The organism is Methylomonas sp., from assembly GCF_023228165.1.
In the GTDB taxonomy this organism is placed as follows: domain Bacteria; phylum Pseudomonadota; class Gammaproteobacteria; order Methylococcales; family Methylomonadaceae; genus Methylomonas.
Window position 1 is genome coordinate 290,524 of sequence record NZ_JALOBS010000001.1, and the last position, 21,817, is coordinate 312,340.

The 21,817-nt window shown below is 51.0% G+C and carries 16 protein-coding genes; 4 read left to right on the forward strand and 12 right to left on the reverse strand.

The window, feature by feature from the left end:
* The first annotated feature begins 6 nt into the window (after window positions 1-6).
* The gene (gene secF, locus M0R33_RS01235; RefSeq protein WP_292563832.1) at window positions 7-933 is read left to right on the forward strand and encodes a protein translocase subunit SecF; all 927 of its coding nucleotides are present in this window, start codon (window positions 7-9) and stop codon (window positions 931-933) included.
* A 74-nt stretch (window positions 934-1,007) separates the two neighbouring features.
* On the opposite strand, the gene M0R33_RS01240 is transcribed toward secF, so the two are convergent.
* A complete protein-coding gene (locus M0R33_RS01240; RefSeq protein ID WP_292563834.1) occupies window positions 1,008-2,357 on the reverse strand; it encodes a hemolysin family protein in 1,350 nt (449 codons plus the stop codon).
* 253 nt (window positions 2,358-2,610) lie between these two features.
* Here M0R33_RS01240 and M0R33_RS01245 point away from each other — a divergent pair, with 253 nt between their 5' ends.
* Both M0R33_RS01245 and M0R33_RS01250 read left to right on the forward strand, forming a co-directional pair.
* Window positions 2,611-5,244: an MMPL family transporter gene (locus M0R33_RS01245; RefSeq protein WP_292563837.1), complete on the forward strand. Its 2,634-nt coding sequence runs from the start codon at window positions 2,611-2,613 to the stop codon at window positions 5,242-5,244.
* A 60-nt stretch (window positions 5,245-5,304) separates the two neighbouring features.
* Complete coding sequence (locus tag M0R33_RS01250) at window positions 5,305-5,673, forward strand: hypothetical protein (RefSeq protein WP_292563840.1); 369 nt, start codon at window positions 5,305-5,307, stop codon at window positions 5,671-5,673.
* A 371-nt stretch (window positions 5,674-6,044) separates the two neighbouring features.
* Here M0R33_RS01250 and M0R33_RS01255 read toward each other — a convergent pair whose 3' ends face one another.
* From M0R33_RS01255 to M0R33_RS01280, 6 genes are all read right to left on the reverse strand, one after another.
* Window positions 6,045-6,809 (reverse strand): symmetrical bis(5'-nucleosyl)-tetraphosphatase, encoded by a 765-nt coding sequence (locus tag M0R33_RS01255; RefSeq protein WP_292563842.1) that lies wholly within the window; start codon window positions 6,807-6,809, stop codon window positions 6,045-6,047.
* 35 nt (window positions 6,810-6,844) lie between these two features.
* Complete coding sequence (locus M0R33_RS01260; RefSeq protein ID WP_292563845.1) at window positions 6,845-7,210, reverse strand: hypothetical protein; 366 nt, start codon at window positions 7,208-7,210, stop codon at window positions 6,845-6,847.
* A complete protein-coding gene (locus tag M0R33_RS01265; protein ID WP_292563849.1) occupies window positions 7,200-7,571 on the reverse strand; it encodes a NifB/NifX family molybdenum-iron cluster-binding protein in 372 nt (123 codons plus the stop codon). Before M0R33_RS01265 ends, M0R33_RS01260 begins: the two co-directional genes overlap by 11 nt.
* Window positions 7,572-8,000: 429 nt before the next feature.
* Window positions 8,001-9,128 (reverse strand): sodium ion-translocating decarboxylase subunit beta, encoded by a 1,128-nt coding sequence (locus tag M0R33_RS01270; RefSeq protein ID WP_292563852.1) that lies wholly within the window; start codon window positions 9,126-9,128, stop codon window positions 8,001-8,003.
* Between the two features lie 58 nt (window positions 9,129-9,186).
* Window positions 9,187-10,998 carry a sodium-extruding oxaloacetate decarboxylase subunit alpha gene (gene oadA, locus M0R33_RS01275; protein WP_292563854.1) on the reverse strand — a complete coding sequence of 604 codons (1,812 nt, stop codon included), beginning with the start codon at window positions 10,996-10,998 and terminating at the stop codon, window positions 9,187-9,189.
* Window positions 10,999-11,090: 92 nt separating this feature from the next.
* Complete coding sequence (locus M0R33_RS01280; protein WP_366042950.1) at window positions 11,091-11,444, reverse strand: OadG family protein; 354 nt, start codon at window positions 11,442-11,444, stop codon at window positions 11,091-11,093.
* A gap of 78 nt (window positions 11,445-11,522) precedes the next feature.
* Between M0R33_RS01280 and M0R33_RS01285 the strand changes: the two genes are divergently transcribed.
* Entirely contained in the window at window positions 11,523-12,434 is a 912-nt protein-coding gene (locus tag M0R33_RS01285) for a PfkB family carbohydrate kinase (protein ID WP_292563856.1), read from the forward strand.
* Here M0R33_RS01285 and M0R33_RS01290 read toward each other — a convergent pair.
* The 5 genes from M0R33_RS01290 to M0R33_RS01310 all read right to left on the reverse strand — a co-directional run bounded on the left by M0R33_RS01290 (window position 12,431) and on the right by M0R33_RS01310 (window position 21,388).
* Window positions 12,431-13,315, reverse strand: a complete 885-nt coding sequence (locus tag M0R33_RS01290) for a LysR family transcriptional regulator (protein WP_292563859.1) — start codon at window positions 13,313-13,315, stop codon at window positions 12,431-12,433. The genes M0R33_RS01285 and M0R33_RS01290 overlap by 4 nt on opposite strands.
* A 162-nt stretch (window positions 13,316-13,477) precedes the next feature.
* A complete protein-coding gene (pbpC, locus tag M0R33_RS01295) occupies window positions 13,478-15,781 on the reverse strand; it encodes a penicillin-binding protein 1C (protein WP_292563861.1) in 2,304 nt (767 codons plus the stop codon).
* A gap of 247 nt (window positions 15,782-16,028) precedes the next feature.
* Entirely contained in the window at window positions 16,029-19,094 is a 3,066-nt protein-coding gene (gene amt, locus M0R33_RS01300) for an ammonium transporter (protein ID WP_292563864.1), read from the reverse strand.
* 496 nt (window positions 19,095-19,590) lie between these two features.
* Window positions 19,591-20,445: a hypothetical protein gene (locus tag M0R33_RS01305; RefSeq protein WP_292563866.1), complete on the reverse strand. Its 855-nt coding sequence runs from the start codon at window positions 20,443-20,445 to the stop codon at window positions 19,591-19,593.
* 541 nt (window positions 20,446-20,986) lie between these two features.
* On the reverse strand, window positions 20,987-21,388 hold the full coding sequence (locus M0R33_RS01310) for a septal ring lytic transglycosylase RlpA family protein (protein ID WP_292563869.1): 402 nt from the start codon (window positions 21,386-21,388) through the stop codon (window positions 20,987-20,989).
* Between the last annotated feature and the right edge of the window lie 429 nt (window positions 21,389-21,817).

Sequence of the window (21,817 nt, forward strand, 5' to 3'; positions counted from 1 at the left end):
TTAACCATGAAACCACTTCGGCACATCGATTTTTTAGGCAAGCGAAAAATGGCGTATTTTTTCTCGGGCATTCTGTTTCTGAGTTCTCTTGTCTCGTTTGTCATCAACGGTTTAAACTTGGGCATTGACTTTACCGGGGGCAGCGTCTACGAGTTGCACTATTCGCAATCGGTGGATTTGGATCGAATGCGGAGGGCGTTGGAACAACAAGGATTTCCGGATGCCAATCTGCAAAATTTTGGTACCTCGCAGGATGTGTTGATACGCTTGAAGCCAATTGCCGATACCGATCAGGAACAACTGACGCAAACTATTCTTTCCGTCTCCAATTCCAGTCAAGCCCAGCCGGGTGAAATGCGCCGAGTGGAATTTGTGGGACCGCAGGTCGGCGAGGATTTGTTCAACGACGGCGGCTTGGCGTTATTTTTGTCGTTTATAGGGGTGATGATATACGTTAGCGTGCGCTTCGAATGGAAGTTATCGGTGGGTGCGATTGCCGCTTTATTTCACGACACCATCATTACCATGGGGTTTTTTTCGGTATTCGGCTGGGAATTCGATATGACGGTATTGTCTGCCATTCTGGCTTTGGTGGGATATTCCATCAACGACACCATCGTGGTCTATGACCGCATTCGGGAAACCGTTAGAGGTAGTCGGCAGGGTTCGATGTTGGATATTGCCAATTGCGCGCTTAACGACACCCTTAGTCGAACGATTCTAACCTCATTCACAGTATTTTTGACACTACTGGCACTCGCATTTTTAGGCGGCAAAACCATCCATGGCTTTGCGATTGCCATGCTGATCGGGGTGGTTAAAGGTACTTATTCATCGATTTATATTGCCAGCTCGCTGGCGCTGACTATGGGCTTGACTCGGCAGGACTTGATGCCGAAGGAAAAAGACGCCTCCATAGACGAACTGCCTTGATTAAATACCATTATTCAACGATTTGGTAATTATGGCTTATGTCGACACCCCGGCTGCGTCCCGAGCGGGCATCGTTAGCTGGGGCCGTCGATTGTTAACAATTCAGCTATATATTCAGGCTTGCGGTTAACTTTAACCCATTCTATGCGCGGACCGTCCATTTTGAAAATGGTGACGTCAAATGCATCGAACAACACCTTTTCGTTCTGTTCCGGGATGTCGCACAGCTTGGCTAAAATTAATCCGCCTACCGAATCGACGTTTTCAAGGTCTAGCTGTTCATTTTCAATATCGATATCCAAAAGCCGCTCCAACGCAAAACTGGGCAAGCTGCCTTTGCCAAGCCAGGAACCATCATCCTGCAATTGCCAACCGGTCTCGCTGGGACGGAATTCGTCCTGCATTTCGCCTACCAAAGCGGACAACAAATTGTCCATCGTGATAAACCCGCGCGGCTTCTGGCCTTTTTGACCCACCAAGGCAAAATGCGGCGCACCTTGGCTAAACACCCGAAACAGCTCCACCGCCGGCTGATGGGATGGGACATATCGGATCGGACGTAGATATTGCTCTAAATCGATATCGGTTTCAGGCGATTGGCTCGCCACAAACAAATCCTTTAAATAAATAACCCCAACAACGTCGGTGCCGTTTGAGTCCAAATAAGGGTAACGACTAAAACGGCTATCGAGCACAATAGCCAGATTCTCCCGCACTGTATTACTGCGATAAAGAGCGGTGATTTCATGGAATGGCCGCATCAATTCGGAGGCCTGTAATTTACTGAAATCCAGTGCCTTGGCTAAAAGCTTCCACTCTTGATTACTGAAGGTTCCGCCTGGGCGGCCGGCTCGCAGTATTAACTGAATTTCTTCAGTTGAATAATGGCTTTCGTGACCATGATGTTCCTTCAGTCCGGCCAGACGTAAAACCAGATTGGCGCTGCCGTTCAATAGCCAAATGGCGGGATACATCACCCAATACAACAAATAGAGCAGGCCGGCGCCCCACAGACCGATGGCTTCCGGGTTTCGAATAGCCATCGATTTAGGCGCCTGTTCGCCCACCACGATGTGTAAAAATGAAATCGTGCAAAATGCAAAGGTGAAGGAGATGGTATGGATTAATTCGATCGAGGTAATTTCCAGCATTAAGAATACTGGCTTGAGTAAACCGGCAAAAGCCGGTTCGCCTACCCAGCCCAAACCTAACGACGCTAGCGTAATGCCCAGTTGGCAAGCAGAAAGATAGGCGTCCAGATCGGCATGCACTTTAGCGAGTACTTGGCCCCGCCAACCCGCGGATTGTTGAATGGACTTGATACGGGTTGGTCTTAATTTGACTAGGCTAAATTCGAGCGCGACAAAGTAACCGTTTATAAAGACTAATAATATTGCTCCAAGAATGAGTAACAGGTTATCCATGCGGGGGAAGTTGGTTCCAAGTGGAGTGGCAGCGCGTCGGCTGATTTGTATGCAAATGTTTTTGAATGGGGCAAGCTGATGACCCGCTCAAGACATAAGTAAGCCGTTTAATATAAGCCATGGAACAGTCAACCGATCTGTAAAAAAAATATAAAATTTTTTATAGGTCGTGCGAATAGGTCTCCGGCAAATTAAACTGCTCTTATCAACACTTGGATCAGAAAGGCAATGACAAAATCGCTCGGTTATTTCAATGACAGGTAAACAGCTGCCAAATCTAACCGATCGCCTGTTAGGATGTTTATCCAAGCTAGCCTTGCGATTTCCTTGGCCGATTCTACTGCTGTTTATCGCCGTCAGTGCCATCGGCATAAGCTATACCGTTGATCACCTAGGCATCAACAACAACACCTCCGAAATGCTCTCGCCTGACTTACCCTTTCAGAAAGTCAGGCAGAAACTGGACCAGGCATTTCCATTGGACGCGTCCGCAATTATCGTTATGGTGGAATCCCCCACTCCGGAGCAAACGGCGCAGGTTGCAGCACTTGTCAACCAACGCTTGCAAACAAAAACGGATTTGTTCGAGTCGAGCTATATGCCGGATGACAACCCGTTTTTCCGGCAGCAGGGCTTTTTATACCTCAACCTTTCCGATCTGGAAACATTATCCAACAAACTGATCGATGCGCAGCCATTTATCGGCTATTTGTCCAATCATTACCATTTTACCGGTCTGATGGATATCATATCGCTGGCGTTGCAGGGTCGCGAGCAAGCGTTAGCCATGCCGCTCGATCCCTTGTTAAGCGCCATCGACGAAGCCATCGTAAAAATCGGCACGGGTCAGCCACATTACGTTTCATGGCAAACGCTGTTGACGGCAGCCGATTTCAGCCGCGACCAGACGCGACGTTTGGTGATTGCCAAACCGCATCTGAATTTCACGCAACTAATGCCGGCTAAACCAGCCATGGACTATTTACGCGGCCTGGCCGTGGAGCTAGCCTCTACATACCCCGCCGTTAGGCTGAATTTCACGGGTGAAGTGCCGCTCGAGCATGAGGAATTGGAAACCGTCAGCCGCGGCATGGCGATTTCCAGCCTGGCCTCATTATTGTTGGTGCTCGGCGCACTGTGGATTGGTTTTCGTTCTTTGCGCCTATTGTTGGTGACTTTTGTCGCGCTGATTGTCGGTTTGGCGCTAACCACCGGTTTTGCGGCACTGGCGATCGGCCATCTGAATTTGATATCCGTGGCTTTTGCGGTGTTATACATTGGTCTGGGTGTCGATTATGCCACCCACTTCTGTTTACGTTATAAGGAATACCGTCAACAGGGCATGCCGAGTGAGCCGGCTATCGCCAAGACTCTCGAGACTATCGGCATCCCGCTGTTTTTATGCGCATTTACCACGGCGATCGGCTTTTTTGCCTTCATCCCCACTGATTTCAAGGGCGTATCGGAGTTAGGCATCATCGCCGGCGTCGGCATTTTTATCGGATTGCTGGTGTCACTGACCTTATTGCCTGCTTTGCTGAAGCTGCTGCCCTTGTCCACCTTATCTACAAACGACCGCTCATTTTTACCGGATTGGGCTTATGACTTTCCATTCCGACATGCCCGAGCCATCCGCATCTGCGCCTTGCTGCTGGCGGTTGGGGCAAGCTTGATGTTGACAAGGCTGACATTCGATTCCAACCCGGTCAATTTACGCGATCAAAACACCCAATCAGTCATCGCCTTTAAAAAGCTGCTTAGCAGCAAAACCGACTCACCGTTCGCGAGCTCGGCACTGGCTGACAGCCTGCCCCAAGCCGATCAATTGGCCGCCCAATTCGCAAAATTGCCCAGCGTCCACGAAGCCATCACCTTAAGTAGTTTGGTGCCGGAACAACAGGATGAAAAACTGGCGCTCATCGACAATCTGAATTTGATCATGCCGACGCAGCTGAATCGTTTTGCGCAGCCGCGCGAACAAGCCGATGTGCATGGCGCCTTGTTGAAGTTGGTCGACAGTTTGCAAAAAACCATCGCACTGCCCTCGCCGGTCGCAGGGCATGAGTTGCTTGCAAAGCTGCATCAAGATGCCTCGAATTTCATCCGAGAAGCGGATCACAGTCAAAATCCGCCGGCAACCTACTCAAAATTGGAACAGAGCCTGTTCGAGTTGATGCCGTACACGATGCTGCAACTGCGTGACGGTTTAACCGCATCGGCATTTGGCATCAACGACTTGCCGGACTACATCCGCAGGCAATGGCGCAGCGATAGCGGCATCTATCGGGTACTGATATTACCTGAGCAGGATTTGAATAATCCCGAGTATCTCAAGGCTTTTGTCGATGCCCTGTTAGCCACTTACCCGCAAGTATTCGGCTTGCCGATAGGCGATGTCAAATCCGGCGAAGCTATTGTCGCCGCTTTTGTCCAGGCCTTTACCAGTGCCTTGCTGATGATCATCCTATTGTTGTTGGTACAAACGCGTAGCCTGAAAACCTCCTTGCTGATCATCACGCCCTTATTGCTGGCGGCGCTGTTGACCGCCGCCGCAAATGTGCTACTGAACAATCCCTTCAATTTTGCCAATATCATCGTGCTGCCGCTATTGCTGGGCATTGGCGTCGACAGCGGCATACACATCGTGCATCGCTTGCAGCATCCGCAACGGGAAGAACATAATTTATTGCAAACCAGTGCGGCACGTGGGGTGTTTTATAGTGCTTTGACTACTTTATGCAGCTTTTCCAGCCTGGCATTCAATACGCATGCCGGCACCGCCAGTATGGGAGTATTGCTGTCCATTGGTATTTCGCTGACATTGATTTGCTGCTTGTTGGTGTTGCCGGCGTTGACGCATAAGACCGCTGCCGATAAGGGATGTTGAGCTGAGTATTGTGTTACTGTTCTCACGCCTAAAAAACATTGCTTATAACGGCACCGCACTATGAATCCTACCCAACTTAAATGCCTTGTCGTCTTTGCCGTCTTTGCCGTTATAGGCTTCGGACCGTTGTCGCCCACCTGCCTGATGGGCATGTACATTGTCATTGCACGCCCGGGTTGGTTCTTTAATCTGCTTGGGAATTTATATGAAAGACAGCCGCCGCTTCAAAACAGGGTTTCACCTGATTCTAAAAAGCAAACCAGGCGAACCAGGATTAAATGCTTTCTGAGTTTGCTGGGGTTATTTATTGTTGATATTGCCCCCATCCCGGTGACAGCGTTAATCGCATTTCCTGTCATATTAAATAGGCCGCTGTGGTTTGTTCGAACAGTGGCAAGTATTTATGATAAAGACGTGCAAAAGCAGTAACGGCGTTGGGAAATAGTCGAGCTGCCGCCCGCCAACACCAAAATATGACACCTTGAAAAGGTTGTACGGTGACAAGATCCAGCAAGATACACCCAAGCCGGGGTGATTAACCATACCTGCGAAACGGAACGCCTCTTCCAAGAAATCCGCAAAAATCCATTGATCAGCGCGGCCGAAGCTTGAATGCATTGATTAAGATGTTTCCCGCAGACCAGGATATATGCCGTCTCCAGCAGTGACGATCCGAAAACTCAAATCTTGATATCGTGCCGGTTTTAAAATGCGTTAACCCGCAAGCATCGATAGCTTGGGTGAGGACCCTGGCGTTTTATGCCTGTCAAATACGGATGCCGTTAAGATTCGACCACTCATCAGTCACCCACGGTCAGCACTCTCAGTTTATCGACAGCTGGCAAGGGATAAATGCCGGGACACGGCTGGTCGGCAAAACCCGCATCGTCGGCGAATAAAATATGCAAATGAGCCGTGCCGCGTTCCGGTTGCCGATACCAAGGCATCAGACCTTCGACCTGATTTTGCATGGCGCCGCTGGCCAGAAAATCCAACTTGCCTTGTTCGTTGCAATACTTCATCAGCGTGTAGGCATTGGCGATAAAATTCAGCCGTTTCCAGCCGGTCAGTTTGGCATGCCAGCGCGTTTGGTCCTGGCGGCGGTTTTCCATAAAGGCTTGATATTTATTACTTGCCAACGCTGATTCGACTTCACAGGCGAAAGTCAAAGCCTGGCTAAAACTCCAGGCCCCCGGAATCCCGGCGTGTACCAGGGTGAATTTGCGTTTGCTGTCGTGGTGTATCAGCCCGCGCTGGCGTAACCATTTCAACAGCTCGTCCCGGTCCGGCGCATTCAGAATCTCGTCCAGGGTATCGTTTGCGTTCGGTTCGGCGACACCGGCGGCCCGCTGCAACAAATACAATTCCGCGTCACCCAGCACGCTGACGGCTTTTTTACCCAAATCCTTCACCAACCTTAATACCGCCAGTGAATCCGGGCCGCCATTGACCAAATTGCCGCTAAACCACAGGCAGTCGACGTCCGGGTTGAAAGTAATTTTTTCCAGCAGCCTTAGCAGGGCTTGGTAATCGCCGTTAACACTGCCTATGGCGTAAGTGGTCATAATGGCTCATATTTGGGGTTAGCAGATAAACCGGTTCAGACTTCCTCTGTTTCGTTAACGCCGTCAAGCAAACCCAGCTGGCGTATCATGGCTTTAAAGCCTTTCATGACCGGCCGGGACAGCGTGGATTCCGCCAGCAATCGTTGTTCATAGATGCGATTTTTCAACTCGTCATCGATATTCACAACGGCTGCAGCGATTAATTGATGCAGATCGGCCGCTAACACCTGTCCAGGTTGGGTTTTGACGGCATCGTATAGCAACGCCATCACTTGTTTTTCCGCCTCGGGCATTTTGCATTTGCCGTCTAAAATCTTCAGCATTACGGTGGTGGCGCAATCGACGTGAATCGGTGTTAAGGGATGCAGCCGCAACCACTGCATGATCTGGTCAGAATTCATGTTCGGCCTCGCCGGCAGCCACCCGGCCAACGTACTCGAGCAGCGAAGCTTCGATAGCCTGATAAGCATATCGGCTCACCGCGCGCACCCCGATGTTATTGAGCTTTTCGGTTGGCCCCTCGCCAATCTTGGCAACAAATACCGCATGACAATCCTTTATTGCCTCCAAAATACCGGCCATGGCGGATTGATCGGAGTGCTGACCCAGACAATAATGCGCCACCTGACGGGTTTCGATAAACCGGCAGTGGTCCGGATAGACGGCGTAAATATGAAATTGCTTGGCGTGACCGAAGTGCTCGCTAATCGCCATGCCTTCTTTAGTGGCGACAGCCAGTTTTAGCGGAAACTCAATCATCATTGAAACCAGCGCCCCGCCCGACTATGCGAAAACGGTTGTGCCGGCGACACGGAGATAGAAGACAAGTATCTGGACATGGTTCGGGCTCGGTAAGTAACGATTAACTAAATCCAAGCAAGAGACAGACCAGACCGGCAAACCCGGATTAATTCATATTCGCCCAAGGGTTACGCTAAAAGGCGCGGCATAAATTTGTCGTATTTATAACAATCCGGTCGGGAAAGGATAGCGCATGCTACGCAACGTGTTATCAGGCCGCCAGCATCTATAAGCCCAGCATAGCGCTACGAATCGATCGATATTGAGAACAGGCTTGCCGGAATTTCGAATCAATCGTCTCCCGCTTTTTTTGCGGCGGAGACGATTGAGAACTACACGAATGGCAGCATCGGTCGTCGTCGAGCAGGGAATTAACAGGTCAGCCAGCCATTACCGAATCAGGCTCAACAACACACCGGCGGCAACCGCGGAGCCGATTACGCCGGCCACATTCGGCCCCATGGCATGCATCAGCAAAAAGTTGTAGGGGTTACTCTCCTGACCCACTTTATTGGCCACCCGTGCCGCCATGGGCACGGCCGACACGCCGGCGGCACCGATCAACGGATTAATGGGTGTGCTGCTGAAACGATTCATGATTTTGGCCATGATGACGCCGCTGGCGGTACCGATTGAAAACGCGATGGCGCCCAGGCCCAGAATGCCCAGGGTTTCCACTTTCAAAAATGCGTCGGCGCTTAGTTTGGAACCGACCGACAAACCCAGAAAAATTGTGACGATGTTGATCAATTCGTTCTGGGCGGTTTTACTTAACCTGTCCACGACACCCGATGCATTCATCAGATTGCCCAGACAAAACATACCGATCAAGGGTGCCGCGGACGGCAACAATAAGGCGGTTAAAGTAATCAGCATCAACGGGAAGACGATTTTTTCGGTCTGGCTGACGGAACGCAGTTGCTGCATTTCGATTTTGCGTTCTTCAACAGTCGTCAGGGCCCGCATGATGGGCGGCTGAATCAGGGGTACCAATGCCATATAGGAATATGCGGCCACCGCGATGGCTCCCAGTAATTCCGGTGCCAATTTGGACGCCACATAGATAGCCGTAGGCCCGTCGGCACCGCCGATAATGGCAATCGCCGCCGCCTGTTTCAGATTAAATTCCATACCCGGCACCACATTCAAGGCCAGCGCCCCGAATAGGGTAGCGAAAATACCGAACTGGGCGGCCGCCCCCAGAAACAGGGTTTTGGGATTGGCCAACATGGGTCCGAAGTCCGTCATCGCCCCCACGCCCATGAAAATCAACAGCGGAAACATGCCGGATTTAATTCCGCCGTACAAATAGTAAAGTACCCCGCCTTCATCGGTCATGCCGGCAACCGGAATGTTGCTCAGAATGGCGCCGAAACCGATGGGTAGGAGTAACAAGGGTTCAAAACCTTTTTTGATCGCTAAAAACAGCAGCAGGAATCCCACCGCCATCATGACGGCTTGCGGCCCGGTAAAGTTGTACAGGCCGGTGCTTTCCCACAACAGTGTTAAATTTTCCATGAATGATCTTTGATTGTTTCAGACGAAACGGCGAGCAAAACGCCCGCCGCATGCATTGTTATAGAGTGACCAACACGTCGCCAACCGACACGCTATCGCCCTGCTTGACATTGACAGCACTCACTATGCCGCCTACTTTGGCGCGGATTTCGGTTTCCATTTTCATGGCTTCCATCACCATGACTACATCGCCTTCGTCTATGTGCGCCCCCACGTTGACATTCACTTTCAACACCACGCCGGCCAGAGGAGAAACCACCACGCCATGGCCGCTGATAATCGGCGGAGTAATGACGAGATCCGGACCGGCCGGCGAACCGGAAGCTGTCGCCTGCACGGAAATATTGGAGCCGGCGGGCCCGACGGCCACGTTGTAACTGCGGCCGTCCACATTGACGGTATACATCTCGACGGGGCCGGTCCCGCCGGCAGCCGTTTGGCTGGCCGCCTCGGCAATCGCGCTGGCCTCTTCAGGATTCGGTGCCGGCTCGAATGCGGCTGGATTGCCCCGATTCTGCAGAAACTTCCAACCCACTTGAGCAAACATGCCGTCGATTAATGCATCTTCTTCAACAAACTCGGACAGTTTGACGCTTTCCTCGCCGGCTTTACGTTTGACCTCCGCTACCAGTTTATCCATTTCGGGCTGCAGCAAATCCGCGGGGCGACAGGTAATCGGTTCAGCGCCGTCCAGAACCCGAGCCTGCAATTCTTTATTGACCGGAGCCGGGGCCTCGCCATATTCGCCTTTCAAAATGCCGGCCGTTTCCTTGCTGATATTTTTATAGCGCTCGCCGGACAACACATTCAAAACCGCCTGAGTGCCGACGATTTGCGAAGTCGGCGTTACCAACGGAATAAAACCCAAATCTTCCCGCACCCGTGGGATCTCCAGCAACACTTCATCAAACTTATCCGCGGCGCCCTGTTCTTTCAGCTGGCTTTCCATATTGGTCAGCATACCGCCCGGTACTTGGGAAACCAGAATACGGCCGTCGACACCTTTCAGGCTGCCTTCGAATTGGGCGTATTTTTTACGTATTTCCCGGAAATATGCGGCGATTTTTTCCAGTTTCACCAAATCCAGCCCGGTGTCGTTGGGCTGGCCTCGCAGACTGGCAACAATGGTTTCGGTAGGACTGTGACCATAGGTCATGCTCAAGGACGAAATCGCGGTATCGGCGTTATCCAAACCGGCTTCGATGGCCTTGATATAGGTACCGACGCTCAAACCGGTAGTGGCGTGGCATTGCATGTGAATCGGTATCGAAACGGCTTTTTTCAACTTGCCGATCAATTCGAACGCATCGTAAGGCGTCAACAAGCCGGCCATGTCTTTTATACAGATCGAATGGGCGCCCATGTCTTCTATGATGCGGCCCTGTTCGACCCATTTTTCGATGGTATGCACCGGGCTGGTGGTATAGGAAATGGTGCCTTGCGCATGCGCATCGGTATTCAGCACGGCCTTGACCGCCCGTTCGATATTGCGCATGTCGTTCATGGCATCGAAAATACGGAACACGTCGATACCGTTAACCACGCAACGTTCGACGAATTTATCCACTACATCGTCGGCATAGTGGCGATAACCCAAAATGTTTTGGCCGCGAAACAGCATCTGCTGGCGGGTGTTAGGCATGGCTTTTTTAAGTAAGCGCAAACGCTCCCAGGGATCTTCGCCCAAGTAACGGATACAGGCGTCGAAGGTAGCCCCGCCCCAGGATTCGATGGACCAATAACCGATTTGATCCAGCTGCTCGCAAATCGGCAACATGTCTTCGATACGCAGACGGGTTGCCAGAATTGACTGATGCGCGTCGCGTAACACGACTTCTGTAATTCCTAAAGGTTTTTTTACCTTTGCCACTCTTATTTCTCCTTAAGCTGCCTTTTGGGTCGGGGTTTGTTTACCTTGTGAGTAGTGTATCCACTATGCCCGAATCGCTATTCGGGCATAGCTTAATCTTTCTTTTGATATTTTTTGCGGTATTGAAGAACTGCCGCGCTGATGGCGGCGATAGTACCCAGATCATCGCCATGATGCATACCTGGATGCTGCCCCGCGGGCAATTCCGGAAAAAATCTCAGAATCAGCGAGGACATCGTTTTGATGGCAACGATCAACATCGCCAAAAAACTAAACACCATGCCCATACCGATTAACATCAGCTCGATTCCCGACGATATCAGTTCATTCATTATGCTCCAACCGTAAATTATTAACTTGACAGCCATTATCTCCAAAAGCCCCCCATTAAACAATCGGGCAAGCCTCATGTCGCTGATGCAAAAGCCAAAATTCTTGCCGGCCACAGCGGTTTCGAGACTAAAATAATACGCATAGCCACTATATTTAATCGCATCCCAGTGCCCAATATCGGAAATTCACCCATGCCTGATACCCGCGTAAGCCTGGACGTACTCTGCCTAGGCCATGCCAGCTATGACTTAGTATTCTCGGTGCCCCATCATCCCGGAGAAGATGAAAAACTGTTTGCCGACAGCTTATTGGAGTGCGGCGGCGGACCGGCCGCCAATGCGGCGGTCAGCGTGGCCAGACTGGGCTATAAAGCCGCCTTTTCCGGCTACTTGGGCCTTGACGACTATGGCAATAGCCATTACGCGGAATTACAGCAGGCCGGCGTCGACACAACGCTTATTGTTCGCGGCCCCGCTCCGACGCCGCTTTCGGTAGTTTTAGTCAAACCCGATGGCAAACGCGCCCTGCTTAATTACAAAGGCGATACCAAAATCTTGCCCGCCGACACCATTGATTTTTCCGATATCGCTGTAAAAACCGTTTTATTCGATGGCCATGAACCGCGACTGTCGCTGGCTTTACTGGATAAAATCGACAACGCCATCCCCACGGTACTGGATGCCGGCTCCCTGCACACCGGCACCCAGGCTTTGATGGATAAAGTCGATTATTTGGTTTGTTCGGAAAAATTCGCCCTGCAATATGCCGTGAACGCAAACACCGCATTATCCAGACTGGCCGCCCTGTCTCCCAACGTGGTCATCACACTGGGCGAAAGCGGCTTAATCTGGCAACGCGGTCATGAACAAGGCAGCCTGCCCGCGCCGCCGGTGACCGCCGTCGATACCACCGGTGCCGGCGACGCCTTTCACGGCGCGTTTGCAGCCGCTGTCGCCGCAAAAATGGCTTGGCTGGACATTTTGTATTTCGCCAGCGCGGCCGGCGCATTTTGCTGCACCCAAATGGGCGCAAGACCCGGCCTGCCCAATCGGGAGCAACATAGGCAATTATTGTCGAGCTGGCGCGGGAATCTAGCCTTTTAACGCTCGAAATAGGCTAATAAGAAATCGATAAAGGTGGTCAGCTTAGCCGGATAAAAACGCCGCTGCAGATAGGTGGCGTAAATCGCCAGTGCCGGCCGACGGTAATCGCGGAGGATTTCCACCAATTCGCCGCTCTGCAAATAAGACACCACCGACAAACGCGGCGCCTGTACGATACCCATGCCCAAGGCCGCCGCCTGGCACAAGGCCCGACCATTGTTGGAGGCCAACACCCAATCGGTTTTGATTTTTTTCTGCTCGCCGTCCACGTTAAACAGCCAGTAATCGCCATGCGGCGTGTCCACATAATGCAGACACTGGTGTTGGATCAGGTCGTCTATCGTGTTGGGGCAGCCTTTCTCGGCCAGATAGGCCGGAGCAGCGTAGGTACACAGCTCGGTTTCGGCGATCTTGCGCGCCACCACGCCCTGGTCCAGTTTATCGGTCACCAGCAGGGACACATCGAAACTGCCGTTGCGTAAGTTGGGTGGTTTATTATCCAGACTCATCAACACCTTGACCTCCGGATAAACGCGTACATACTGCTCTATGGCCGGCACCATATAAATGCCGCCGAAATCGATGGGCGCGCTGATTTTGATCTGGCCCTTGACCCTCTCCCCCAATTGGGTGGTGGATGCTTCCAGCTCGGCCAAATCTTCCAATAATTGCTTGCCGCGATTGTAATAGGCTTCGCCGGCGCTGGTCAGACTCAGGCTGCGGGTGGTTCGATTCAACAGCACCACCCCCAGGGACGCCTCCAGCGCCGCCATATATTTGCTGATCATCATGGTCGACAACTTCATTTCCTTGGCGACGGAGGAAAAAGTACCCAGCTCCACAATCCGGCAAAACACCTGCATGTTGTTGAATTTATCCATAGCGGCCTACTATAAACCCAAAGTTTATATTTTCAGCATTCCTGGGCAAAAAACCCAGGTTCCGCACTACCATTTAAAAACGAATTCCGGAGTACAAAGCTGGGTTTGTACTCCAACAACAAAGCCTAAATGTAAACTGATTCTGGCGAAATCCTTTACCGATCATTTTGCCGCCATTGCCGTCAACTCGACAGTCGACGCCCTGCCCTGCCCGTCAACCACCACGACCTGATAATTGCCCGGTTTAGCCGGCCACAGTAGCGTAGCGCCCTCGCCGGCAAAATGATCGTCGACGAACCAGAACAACCGGCTTTTGCCCGCCGAGGATACCGCGCTGAATTCGATACTGCCCGGTTGCCCGGCCCGCACCGGATAACTGACACCGGCTTGCGGCGAGACTATTTTCGGCGGTTCCGTGGCCGCATCGCTGGCCGAGATCTGCGCGCAGGGCCGTTCGAAAGCTGGCGGTATGTCGCGACGCACCCCGGACTGCCGGAAAGCCTCAAGCTCGTCGCTATCCCAAAACTCGGCCACCCGGGTTTCACCGGCGCTTTCTTCCTCCGGGCATTGCCGTAAACCGTTGACCGGGTTGATACGGATCGGCCGATGCAGCGTACAGGCCTGGATAGGCGATACGCCGGGAATCATCCAGCCGGTTTTTTTATACGGACACCAGCGCGATATGGGTTGCCCGGACAACGCGCACACGTCGATGCGCTTCAAGCCGGCAGGCGGGGCCTCCGCGGCCGCTACCGGGCGTTCGATAGCGATAGCGTCGAAAATGTCGAACAACAACGGCCCGAGCAGTTCGCGTCCGACCAGATGACTGTTGGGGCTGCCGTCGAAATTGCCGGCCCACACCCCGACCAGCCAATCCCCCATCATGCCGATGGCCCAGGCATCCTTGAGGCCGGACGAGGTGCCGGTCTTCCAGGCTACAACCTGCTGCTGCCCGAAACTGCGGCCGCCGAAACTGCGTTGCGGTCGCGGATTGTTTTCCAGCATTTCCCGCACCAAAAAGGCTGCTTCCGGCAGCATCGGCGCTTGGCCTGTATCCGGCCCGGCATCTCGTAACCAGTGCAAGCTTTGCAGCCTGCCTCGATTTGCCAGCAGCCCATACAGGCGCAGTAAATCCTCCATGGAAATCTCGGCGCTGCCGATCGCCAAGCTCAAACCGTAATTGGCGGCCTGCTTGGGGATAGCAATACCGGCCTGCAACAAAAACGCATGAAAAGTCGGCTTTTCCAATTGCGCCAATAAACTGATGGCCGGAATATTACGGCTGCGCACCAACGCGTCGGTGGCCGACAACGGCCCGTAGAAATTGCGCTCGAAATTTTCCGGCTGATAATAGCCCATCCGCAGCGGGGTATCCTTGACCCGGCTATCCGGCGTGATCAATCCCTGCGCGATAGCCTGGGCATAAATGAAGGGTTTCAGGGTCGAACCGGGGGAACGTAGCGCTTTCAGGCCGTTGACAAAACCTTGTATCCGCCGGTTGAAATAATCCGCCGATCCCAGGTAAGCCCGCACCGCCATGCTGGGCGCATGTACCACCATCACAGTGGCATTGGCGATACCTTGCAAACGATGCTGGCGCAGAAAGCCGGCCAGCAAGGTTTCGCTGAGCGATTGCAAGGTGCCGTCCAGGGTAGAGACCAAGGTAGCAGCCTCCGGATATAAATCGTGCAGACGTTCGGCAAAATGCGGCGCCCGAAACGGTAAATCGCTGCGCTGGCGAAACCACAGCCGTTCGAAACCCGGCTCGTTGCCGTAGGCCAACCGCCAAGCTTGCCGCAAACGTTGTCTTGCGGCTTGATTCATGGGTGCCCGGGCACTGGGATTTTGCGGAATCAACGCCAAGGCCCGAGCTTCATCGCGGTTTAATTCACTAGCCGGCTTGTGAAAATAAATCCAGGCCGCCGCCGCCACGCCTTCTATATTCGCACCGTAAGGAGCGATATTTAAATACGCTTCCAACAGCTCGTCTTTGCTAAACTGCCGCTCCAACCACAATGCATAAGCCATTTGCCGCAACTTGCCCGACAGACTGGAAGTTTTCAGCCGCCAGCGCTGCCGCGCCAGTTGCATGGTCAGCGTCGATGCACCTATCCAACGCTCCTGGACAATCAAACTACTCCACGCCGCCCGCAGCAGCGATACCGGATTGATGCCGGGATGTCGGTAAAACCATCGGTCTTCGTAACGCAGCGTCGCATCCCGCAAGGTTTGCGGCAATTCCGCCAGCGGCGTCCACAAACGGTATTTTTCGTCGGAGGTCAAACTCAGCCGCAGCAAGCGACCGTCGCGGTCCGTGACCGCATAAGAACCATTGGCGCGATTGACCAGCAACGGTTGCGGCGTAAAACCCAAGCTCAGCCAAACCGTTACCACCAGCAATAGCCCGGCGAACAGCGCGAGTCCAACCGGTGATGACCATCTTAAACGCTTAACTATAAATCTCATGGGTTTGGGTTGTGATGCCTAAACTTAGCGGGTCGCTGATTCGCCAAGCATTGTAAAGCAAGCTTCTAAATTCCGCCTGGGCACACAATACATGCCCCTACCTCAGCTAGGGCCTTGTCAATATTTACGCGCAGACACTCCTATCCACGCCTGCAAACAAACGCACTGGCGTGAGATTGCGTCCCGTTCTACACGCAAGTACGGAACCCCCGTATGATTTCGCTGATGCCGCGTCGCGTCGGTCAAATTAGCAGGCAATCAATGAGGTAGATGGGTTATTCACAGAAGCGAGTAAGGTCGGAATTTGTTCAGCCGAAATTGCTCGGCTGAAATAAAAGCCTTGGTAAACATCACATTCATGTTGTTTTAGGAAGGCAAGTTGCTCGGCGGTTTCTACCCCTTCAGCAACAATTTGTAAGCCTAAACTTTTAGCTAAGGTGATGATGGCAATACATATCGCGGCGTCATCTTTATGCGAATCGCACTCGCTGATAAATGAACGATCGATTTTAAGTATATCGATAGGAAATTTCTTTAGATAACTTAGCGAAGAATAGCCGGTGCCAAAGTCATCAATGGATAATTTGATATGGGTTGCCTTGAGTTCTTTCATTGCGGCAATACTTTGTTCCGTATTACCCGTCAGAACACCTTCAGTAATTTCAAGTTCCAATAGATTGCTACGAATAGCGTATTTTTGCGCGATATGTTCTACAAAAGGTACTAAGGATTTATCGTGCAAATGTCGACCTGAAATGTTCACCGCAATCGGCAACAGCGGCAAACCTTGTTGTCTCCACTCGGCTAATTGACGAGCGGTTTCCGATAACACCCACTCGCCCACATCGATAATTGAATTCGATTTCTCAAAAATTGGAATAAATTCAGCGGGTGAAATCAAGCCATAAGCGGGATGTTGCCAACGAATCAGGGCTTCAAAACCAACCACTTCATTGGTTTCGCATGAGACTTTTGGTTGATATTGCAAGAAAAATTGATGGTCTTTGATTGCATTTGCCAGCGCGGTTTCATAATGAAATTGTTGCTGTGCCGTTATTTCCATATCACTGGTAAAAATCCGATAGATATTACGCCCCGCTTCCTTAGCCTGATACATCGCTAAATCGGCATGTTGCAACAAACGATCCGCATTAATACAGCCGTTATCCGATATCGCGACGCCGATGCTGGTCAGCACGGTTAAGGTATTACCGGTTAAATGGACCGGCTTACGCATGACGTCGAGAATTTGTTGCGCTTTGTTGGTTGCATTTTTTTCAGTCAACTCGCCCGACAATACCACCACAAACTCATCGCCGCCCCAACGCCCCACAAGATCGTGTTCACGCGTTACTTCGGTTAACCGTGCCGCAACCGCGCAAAGCAACTCATCGCCCGCTTTGTGCCCCAAAGTGTCATTAATTTTTTTAAACTGATCTAAATCCAAGAACATTAGCACCACCGTCCCTGAGGTTTTGCGATGAAAATTAATGCGGTGTTCAAGGTTGCCCATGAAATAGGTACGGTTATAAAGGCCGGTTAACGGGTCGTTATAAGCTAATAATTTCAGACGGTTCTGTAATTTAATTTGCTGGGTAATATCACGGATATGCAGGGTGTATTCAGTGTTTTTATCTTTTATATCACTGGTTTGGGTGACAACAACTTCGGCGGGGAAACATTGACCATCATAGCGGGTTAGCTCTGTCACATTGCGCCGCCTTAGCACCAGATCTTCACTGACCGTAAAACCTTGTGCCAGACTTTGTAATGCCATTTTTCTTGATTTTTCCGCCATAAAGGCCGTGAAAAAGTTACGATTTAATACCTGTTTGAGACTCACGCCAAAGCATTGTTCAGCGGCTGGATTAAATTCCTGAACTTCGCCGCGATTATTGATGCTGACGATACAATCCATTGCCGCGTCCAGGATTGCGCCTTTACGATACTCGCTTTGTTTAAAGGCAAAAAATGCTTCATCCCGTTGTTGAATTTCTTCATTCACCTTATCGATAACGCGATTATATTGTTGAGCGATTTGGCCGATTTCCGTGAAAGGCTCAACGGGAACCTGCTGGGAAAAATCGGCTTGCTGCTGCTGGTGATTCATTGCGGATAATAAATCGAACACTTCTGTTGTCACCTGATGTTCAGCGACATTGAGACCGATCAGTTCCGATTTTTCCGTAACCCGCAAGGGATGAAAATGATTGATTAACCGCAATGCAACAAACGCCGTGATGAAGCTATATGCACCGATAGCGACGATACCTATTATTTGCGCCTGTAATTGCTCTAATGCGGATAAGCCGGTGCCTAATTTTTCGGCATCGCCGAATAATGCCACGGCAAGGGTGCCCCATATTCCGGCAAATAAATGAACAGGAACCACACCGATAGCATCATCGATTTTCCGGCGCTCCATCCAGCGTTCACCATAAAAAACGATGACGCCGGCGATAACACCAATCACAAGCGCGGAGCTGACGGTGACGGCATGGCAGTTGGCTGTAATCGCAACCAAGCCGCCTAACACGCCGTTCATAATATGCACCACGTCTATATAACCGTCCGAGATATATTTTAGCGAGGTAGCCGCAATGCCGCCCCAGCAGGCGGCGAGACAAGTATTCAACAAAATCGAAGGTACGGCATCAGTCCAACCCAAGGTGCTACCGCCATTAAAGCCGAACCATCCGAACCAAATCAACATACCGCCTAAAATCGCCATTGGTAAATTACTGCCTGGAATACGTCTACCCACATCGTAGCGTCCAATACGTGGACCTATAATCAGAATGGCGGCTAAAGCCACCCAACCGCCGACTGAATGAACAACGGTGGAGCCGGCAAAGTCAACAAAGCCCAACAATTCCAGCCAGCCGATCGCCTTGCCGGAAATGATGCCTGCCCATGCCCAATGTCCTATCCAGGGATAAATCATCAGCGTGATCACTATCGTCAACAGAAGGTAACCGCTGTATGTCATGCGCTCGGCTATGGCGCCGGAAACCAATGTCGCGGCGGTGCCGCAAAACATCATTTGAAATAAAAATGTAGTGATAAGTAAAGGACTGGCATCCTGGCCAAAAAAAAAGTAGGACGTGCCGAATAAACCGGAAAAGCTATCTCCAAACATTATGGCAAAACCGACAGCCCAAAAGATGGTGCTGGAAACAACAAAGTCGCTGATATTTTTCGCAGCAACGTTAATGCTATTTTTACTTCTGACTAATCCGCTTTCTAAACAGAGAAATCCTGCCTGCATGACAAATACAAGCATGGAGGCACATAAAATCCAGAGTATATCCATAAGCGTAAGTACCCATTTGCTCTATGGTAAATGTAGGATTTGTTTATACGCGACGGCATACTAAAAAGCTATCAAGCGAATTAAGCGCTAATAGAATTCACAGACAGGCCCCGTTAGCCCATTCAGAAAAACACGACTCCTTCACAAAAACGGCGCTCGTAATGGCCGAAAACTTATCCGTTGTTATCAAAAACCGTCGCCGTTTGCCCGGTTTTGTCGATCGACTGTGCCGCTACAATGGTGACATGATATTTCCCGGCCTTGGTCTTCGAATCAGTCAGGGAACGCGCCGCGCACCCTGACCCACCGAATTGGGTATTGCAATGCACAAACACATTGACAGCTTGGGTGGGCAACGCTTTTCTGCGCACCGATTTAGAGCGCTTACTTTGATTTGGGTGGGCACAAAAACCGTGCCCACCCTACCGGACTATTCAACACAATAAATTCCAAAGCGGACCGTTAATAACCACCGTTTGGCATGTAGAGCTAGTATTCAGTGTTTCCAATCCGGGTAGAGTTTGAAGATTTCGAATTGCAAGAAACGACTCTTAAGTAAAACGGGTACCAATTCGAGGTATGCTTTGGTAACTACTTTCCCGTGTAATGAAATGAGTTTTTTTTGACTCTCTTCGTCAAACGCAAGCGGAATGTTTTCGTGGTTGACCAATCTGGCGATTGCCTGGATCAGCATTAATTGGTCAGGCAAACTTTGGGAATTGAAAGTCTCCAGATTGAAGTAATCCCTCACCGCGGACTCTTCTTGTGTCGGCATTTTAAATTCCCGGACAGCCTGACCTCTGCGCTTAAACGGAATGGCGATAGTGTTAGATGCGTAGGCCACTCCGCGTTGAGAGCGCACCAGGAAAATAGCCCCGCATGATGCGACAGCAGGCGCTCGTGACGGCGAAATCCCGAAGTACCGCATATACTCCATCAGAACCTTGCCACCTGTCTTGCGACTCCCGGTCGGGCCGGTTCCCCAAAGTATGAAGTGCGGTTGAACGTTTGAATTACTGTTAGAGAGCTTGTTGCACCAGTCTTTAACAAACCGTGCGTCGCCGCTCATATGGCCGGCGGCAACCCTGCTGAAATCCTTGTTTGCGATAAAAACGGCGCCGCAACTGGTTAAGCCCGTCACCGCGACGCCTTCGTTGGCATCAAGACTCACCCACTTACTGAAATTACCATGAGTAAGGAACTCCGGGAGTCCGAATTCGGCCATGTTCATCGATATGTTGGAGTGTATGTCGAGAATGCAGCTTGCATTTTCGACATCAAAACTGACTTCGGCGCCAGTTGTCATGTCGAACGCAACGCTACTGCGCTGCTGACTCAAACCGAATGACATAGTTACCCCCTTGATCTAACTATACATGAAACTCAGTGGCAGCCCGAGGTAACTCCGCAAGCGTCACACCGACGCTGCCTTGCGCGAATCAGAGAAGGTAAGGACTATACACTTGATGCCGTTCCGCAGCACCACCGCATTCCAGAATAAACCGCATGCATTAAAGTACGCTACATTTAGCATGCTGGGCGAATCCCGGCAAAAATACTATCGCTCAACCTGTTTTGATCGTTTCGCGGAAGGGCCGACCAGGCTCGGACGTTTATCGTTGATTGCCGAGCTGTATGTTTTGCGGCCCATCCAGCCATCAATCATGGTCCGTAAATCAGGTGGCCACGGCAGGGGTTACCGTGACATTTCCAAGCCTCGGTCTTCGTATTTGTCAGGGAACGCTACGCGCACCCTGACCTACCAGACTATAGGAAAATAGCTTTTCGGAGTTCTTGAGTCGCGCAGGCTTGGTTAGCCAGCGTAGCCCGGATGAAATGGAATCCGGGGTATAAAGGCTATCAATCCCGGGTTGCGCTTCGCTGCATACGGGCTACGATGCTAGGATTTCAATTCTTACTTTGGTGAGTCCGGCATGAACGAAACCGAGTTCTTTAGCGGCTTTTTTTGACAAGTCAACGATATGTTTATTAGGGCGCCGCAGACGATCATTGACTTTAACAATCACGCTGCGATTGTTTTTAAGGTTCGTCACACGTAACCGTGTACCCATGGGCAATGATTTATGAGCGGCCGTCATCTCATATTTGTCATAAGTTTCGCCGCTTGTCGTGGCTCGACCATGGAGTTTGTCACTGTAGAACGAAGCTATACCCCCATCACGGATTTGTTCATTTTCTTGCTTTTCAACCTTTGCAAGACTAATAGAACAAAAGGACATTAAGGAAACTGACAACATGGTTTTAGCTAACCATCGACTCTTGCGTTGTTTCATCCTTGCCTCCTCTTTACCTTAAATAGTTGATAAACTGAAGGCTAACGTTAACCCAACGATAAATGTTTGGCAACATTTATCGTGGTTTGATCACTGTCGCGCTTGTCTTCAACATAGGCAGCAAGTAGCCTGGATGGAGTTTTGCGGAATCCGGGGTGGGGTCAACCTGAATTCCCGTATTCCGCTGCGCTGCATATGGGCTACGATGCTTACCCAAAGGATACAAGTGGCAGCGCGCTATTGGGAACATCTGATACGGGATGAAGCAGATTTTCAAGCCCACTTGAATTATATCCATTACCTGCGACGTGAAGTCACATCCGTTATTGTTTCACCTTGAAAAAAAGGAAGTGAAACTCGTTGTTCCCTCAACGGTAGCCTATCGATGCAGGCGAAGCTGGTAACGGCTTGGTTTGAAGCCATTGAGAC

Excerpts from the sequence above, each read along its gene's own strand:
- M0R33_RS01285 (WP_292563856.1), top strand. The coding sequence starts at position 11,523 with ATGCCTGATACCCGCGTAAGCCTGGACGTACTCTGCCTAGGCCATGCC.
- M0R33_RS01310 (WP_292563869.1), bottom strand. The coding sequence starts at position 21,388 with ATGAAACAACGCAAGAGTCGATGGTTAGCTAAAACCATGTTGTCAGTT.
- secF (WP_292563832.1), top strand. The coding sequence starts at position 7 with ATGAAACCACTTCGGCACATCGATTTTTTAGGCAAGCGAAAAATGGCG.
- M0R33_RS01305 (WP_292563866.1), bottom strand. The coding sequence starts at position 20,445 with ATGTCATTCGGTTTGAGTCAGCAGCGCAGTAGCGTTGCGTTCGACATG.
- amt (WP_292563864.1), bottom strand. The coding sequence starts at position 19,094 with ATGGATATACTCTGGATTTTATGTGCCTCCATGCTTGTATTTGTCATG.
- M0R33_RS01260 (WP_292563845.1), bottom strand. The coding sequence starts at position 7,210 with ATGAATTCTGACCAGATCATGCAGTGGTTGCGGCTGCATCCCTTAACA.
- M0R33_RS01290 (WP_292563859.1), bottom strand. The coding sequence starts at position 13,315 with ATGGATAAATTCAACAACATGCAGGTGTTTTGCCGGATTGTGGAGCTG.
- M0R33_RS01250 (WP_292563840.1), top strand. The coding sequence starts at position 5,305 with ATGAATCCTACCCAACTTAAATGCCTTGTCGTCTTTGCCGTCTTTGCC.
- M0R33_RS01255 (WP_292563842.1), bottom strand. The coding sequence starts at position 6,809 with ATGACCACTTACGCCATAGGCAGTGTTAACGGCGATTACCAAGCCCTG.
- pbpC (WP_292563861.1), bottom strand. The coding sequence starts at position 15,781 with ATGAGATTTATAGTTAAGCGTTTAAGATGGTCATCACCGGTTGGACTC.
- M0R33_RS01245 (WP_292563837.1), top strand. The coding sequence starts at position 2,611 with ATGACAGGTAAACAGCTGCCAAATCTAACCGATCGCCTGTTAGGATGT.
- M0R33_RS01240 (WP_292563834.1), bottom strand. The coding sequence starts at position 2,357 with ATGGATAACCTGTTACTCATTCTTGGAGCAATATTATTAGTCTTTATA.
- M0R33_RS01270 (WP_292563852.1), bottom strand. The coding sequence starts at position 9,128 with ATGGAAAATTTAACACTGTTGTGGGAAAGCACCGGCCTGTACAACTTT.
- M0R33_RS01265 (WP_292563849.1), bottom strand. The coding sequence starts at position 7,571 with ATGATGATTGAGTTTCCGCTAAAACTGGCTGTCGCCACTAAAGAAGGC.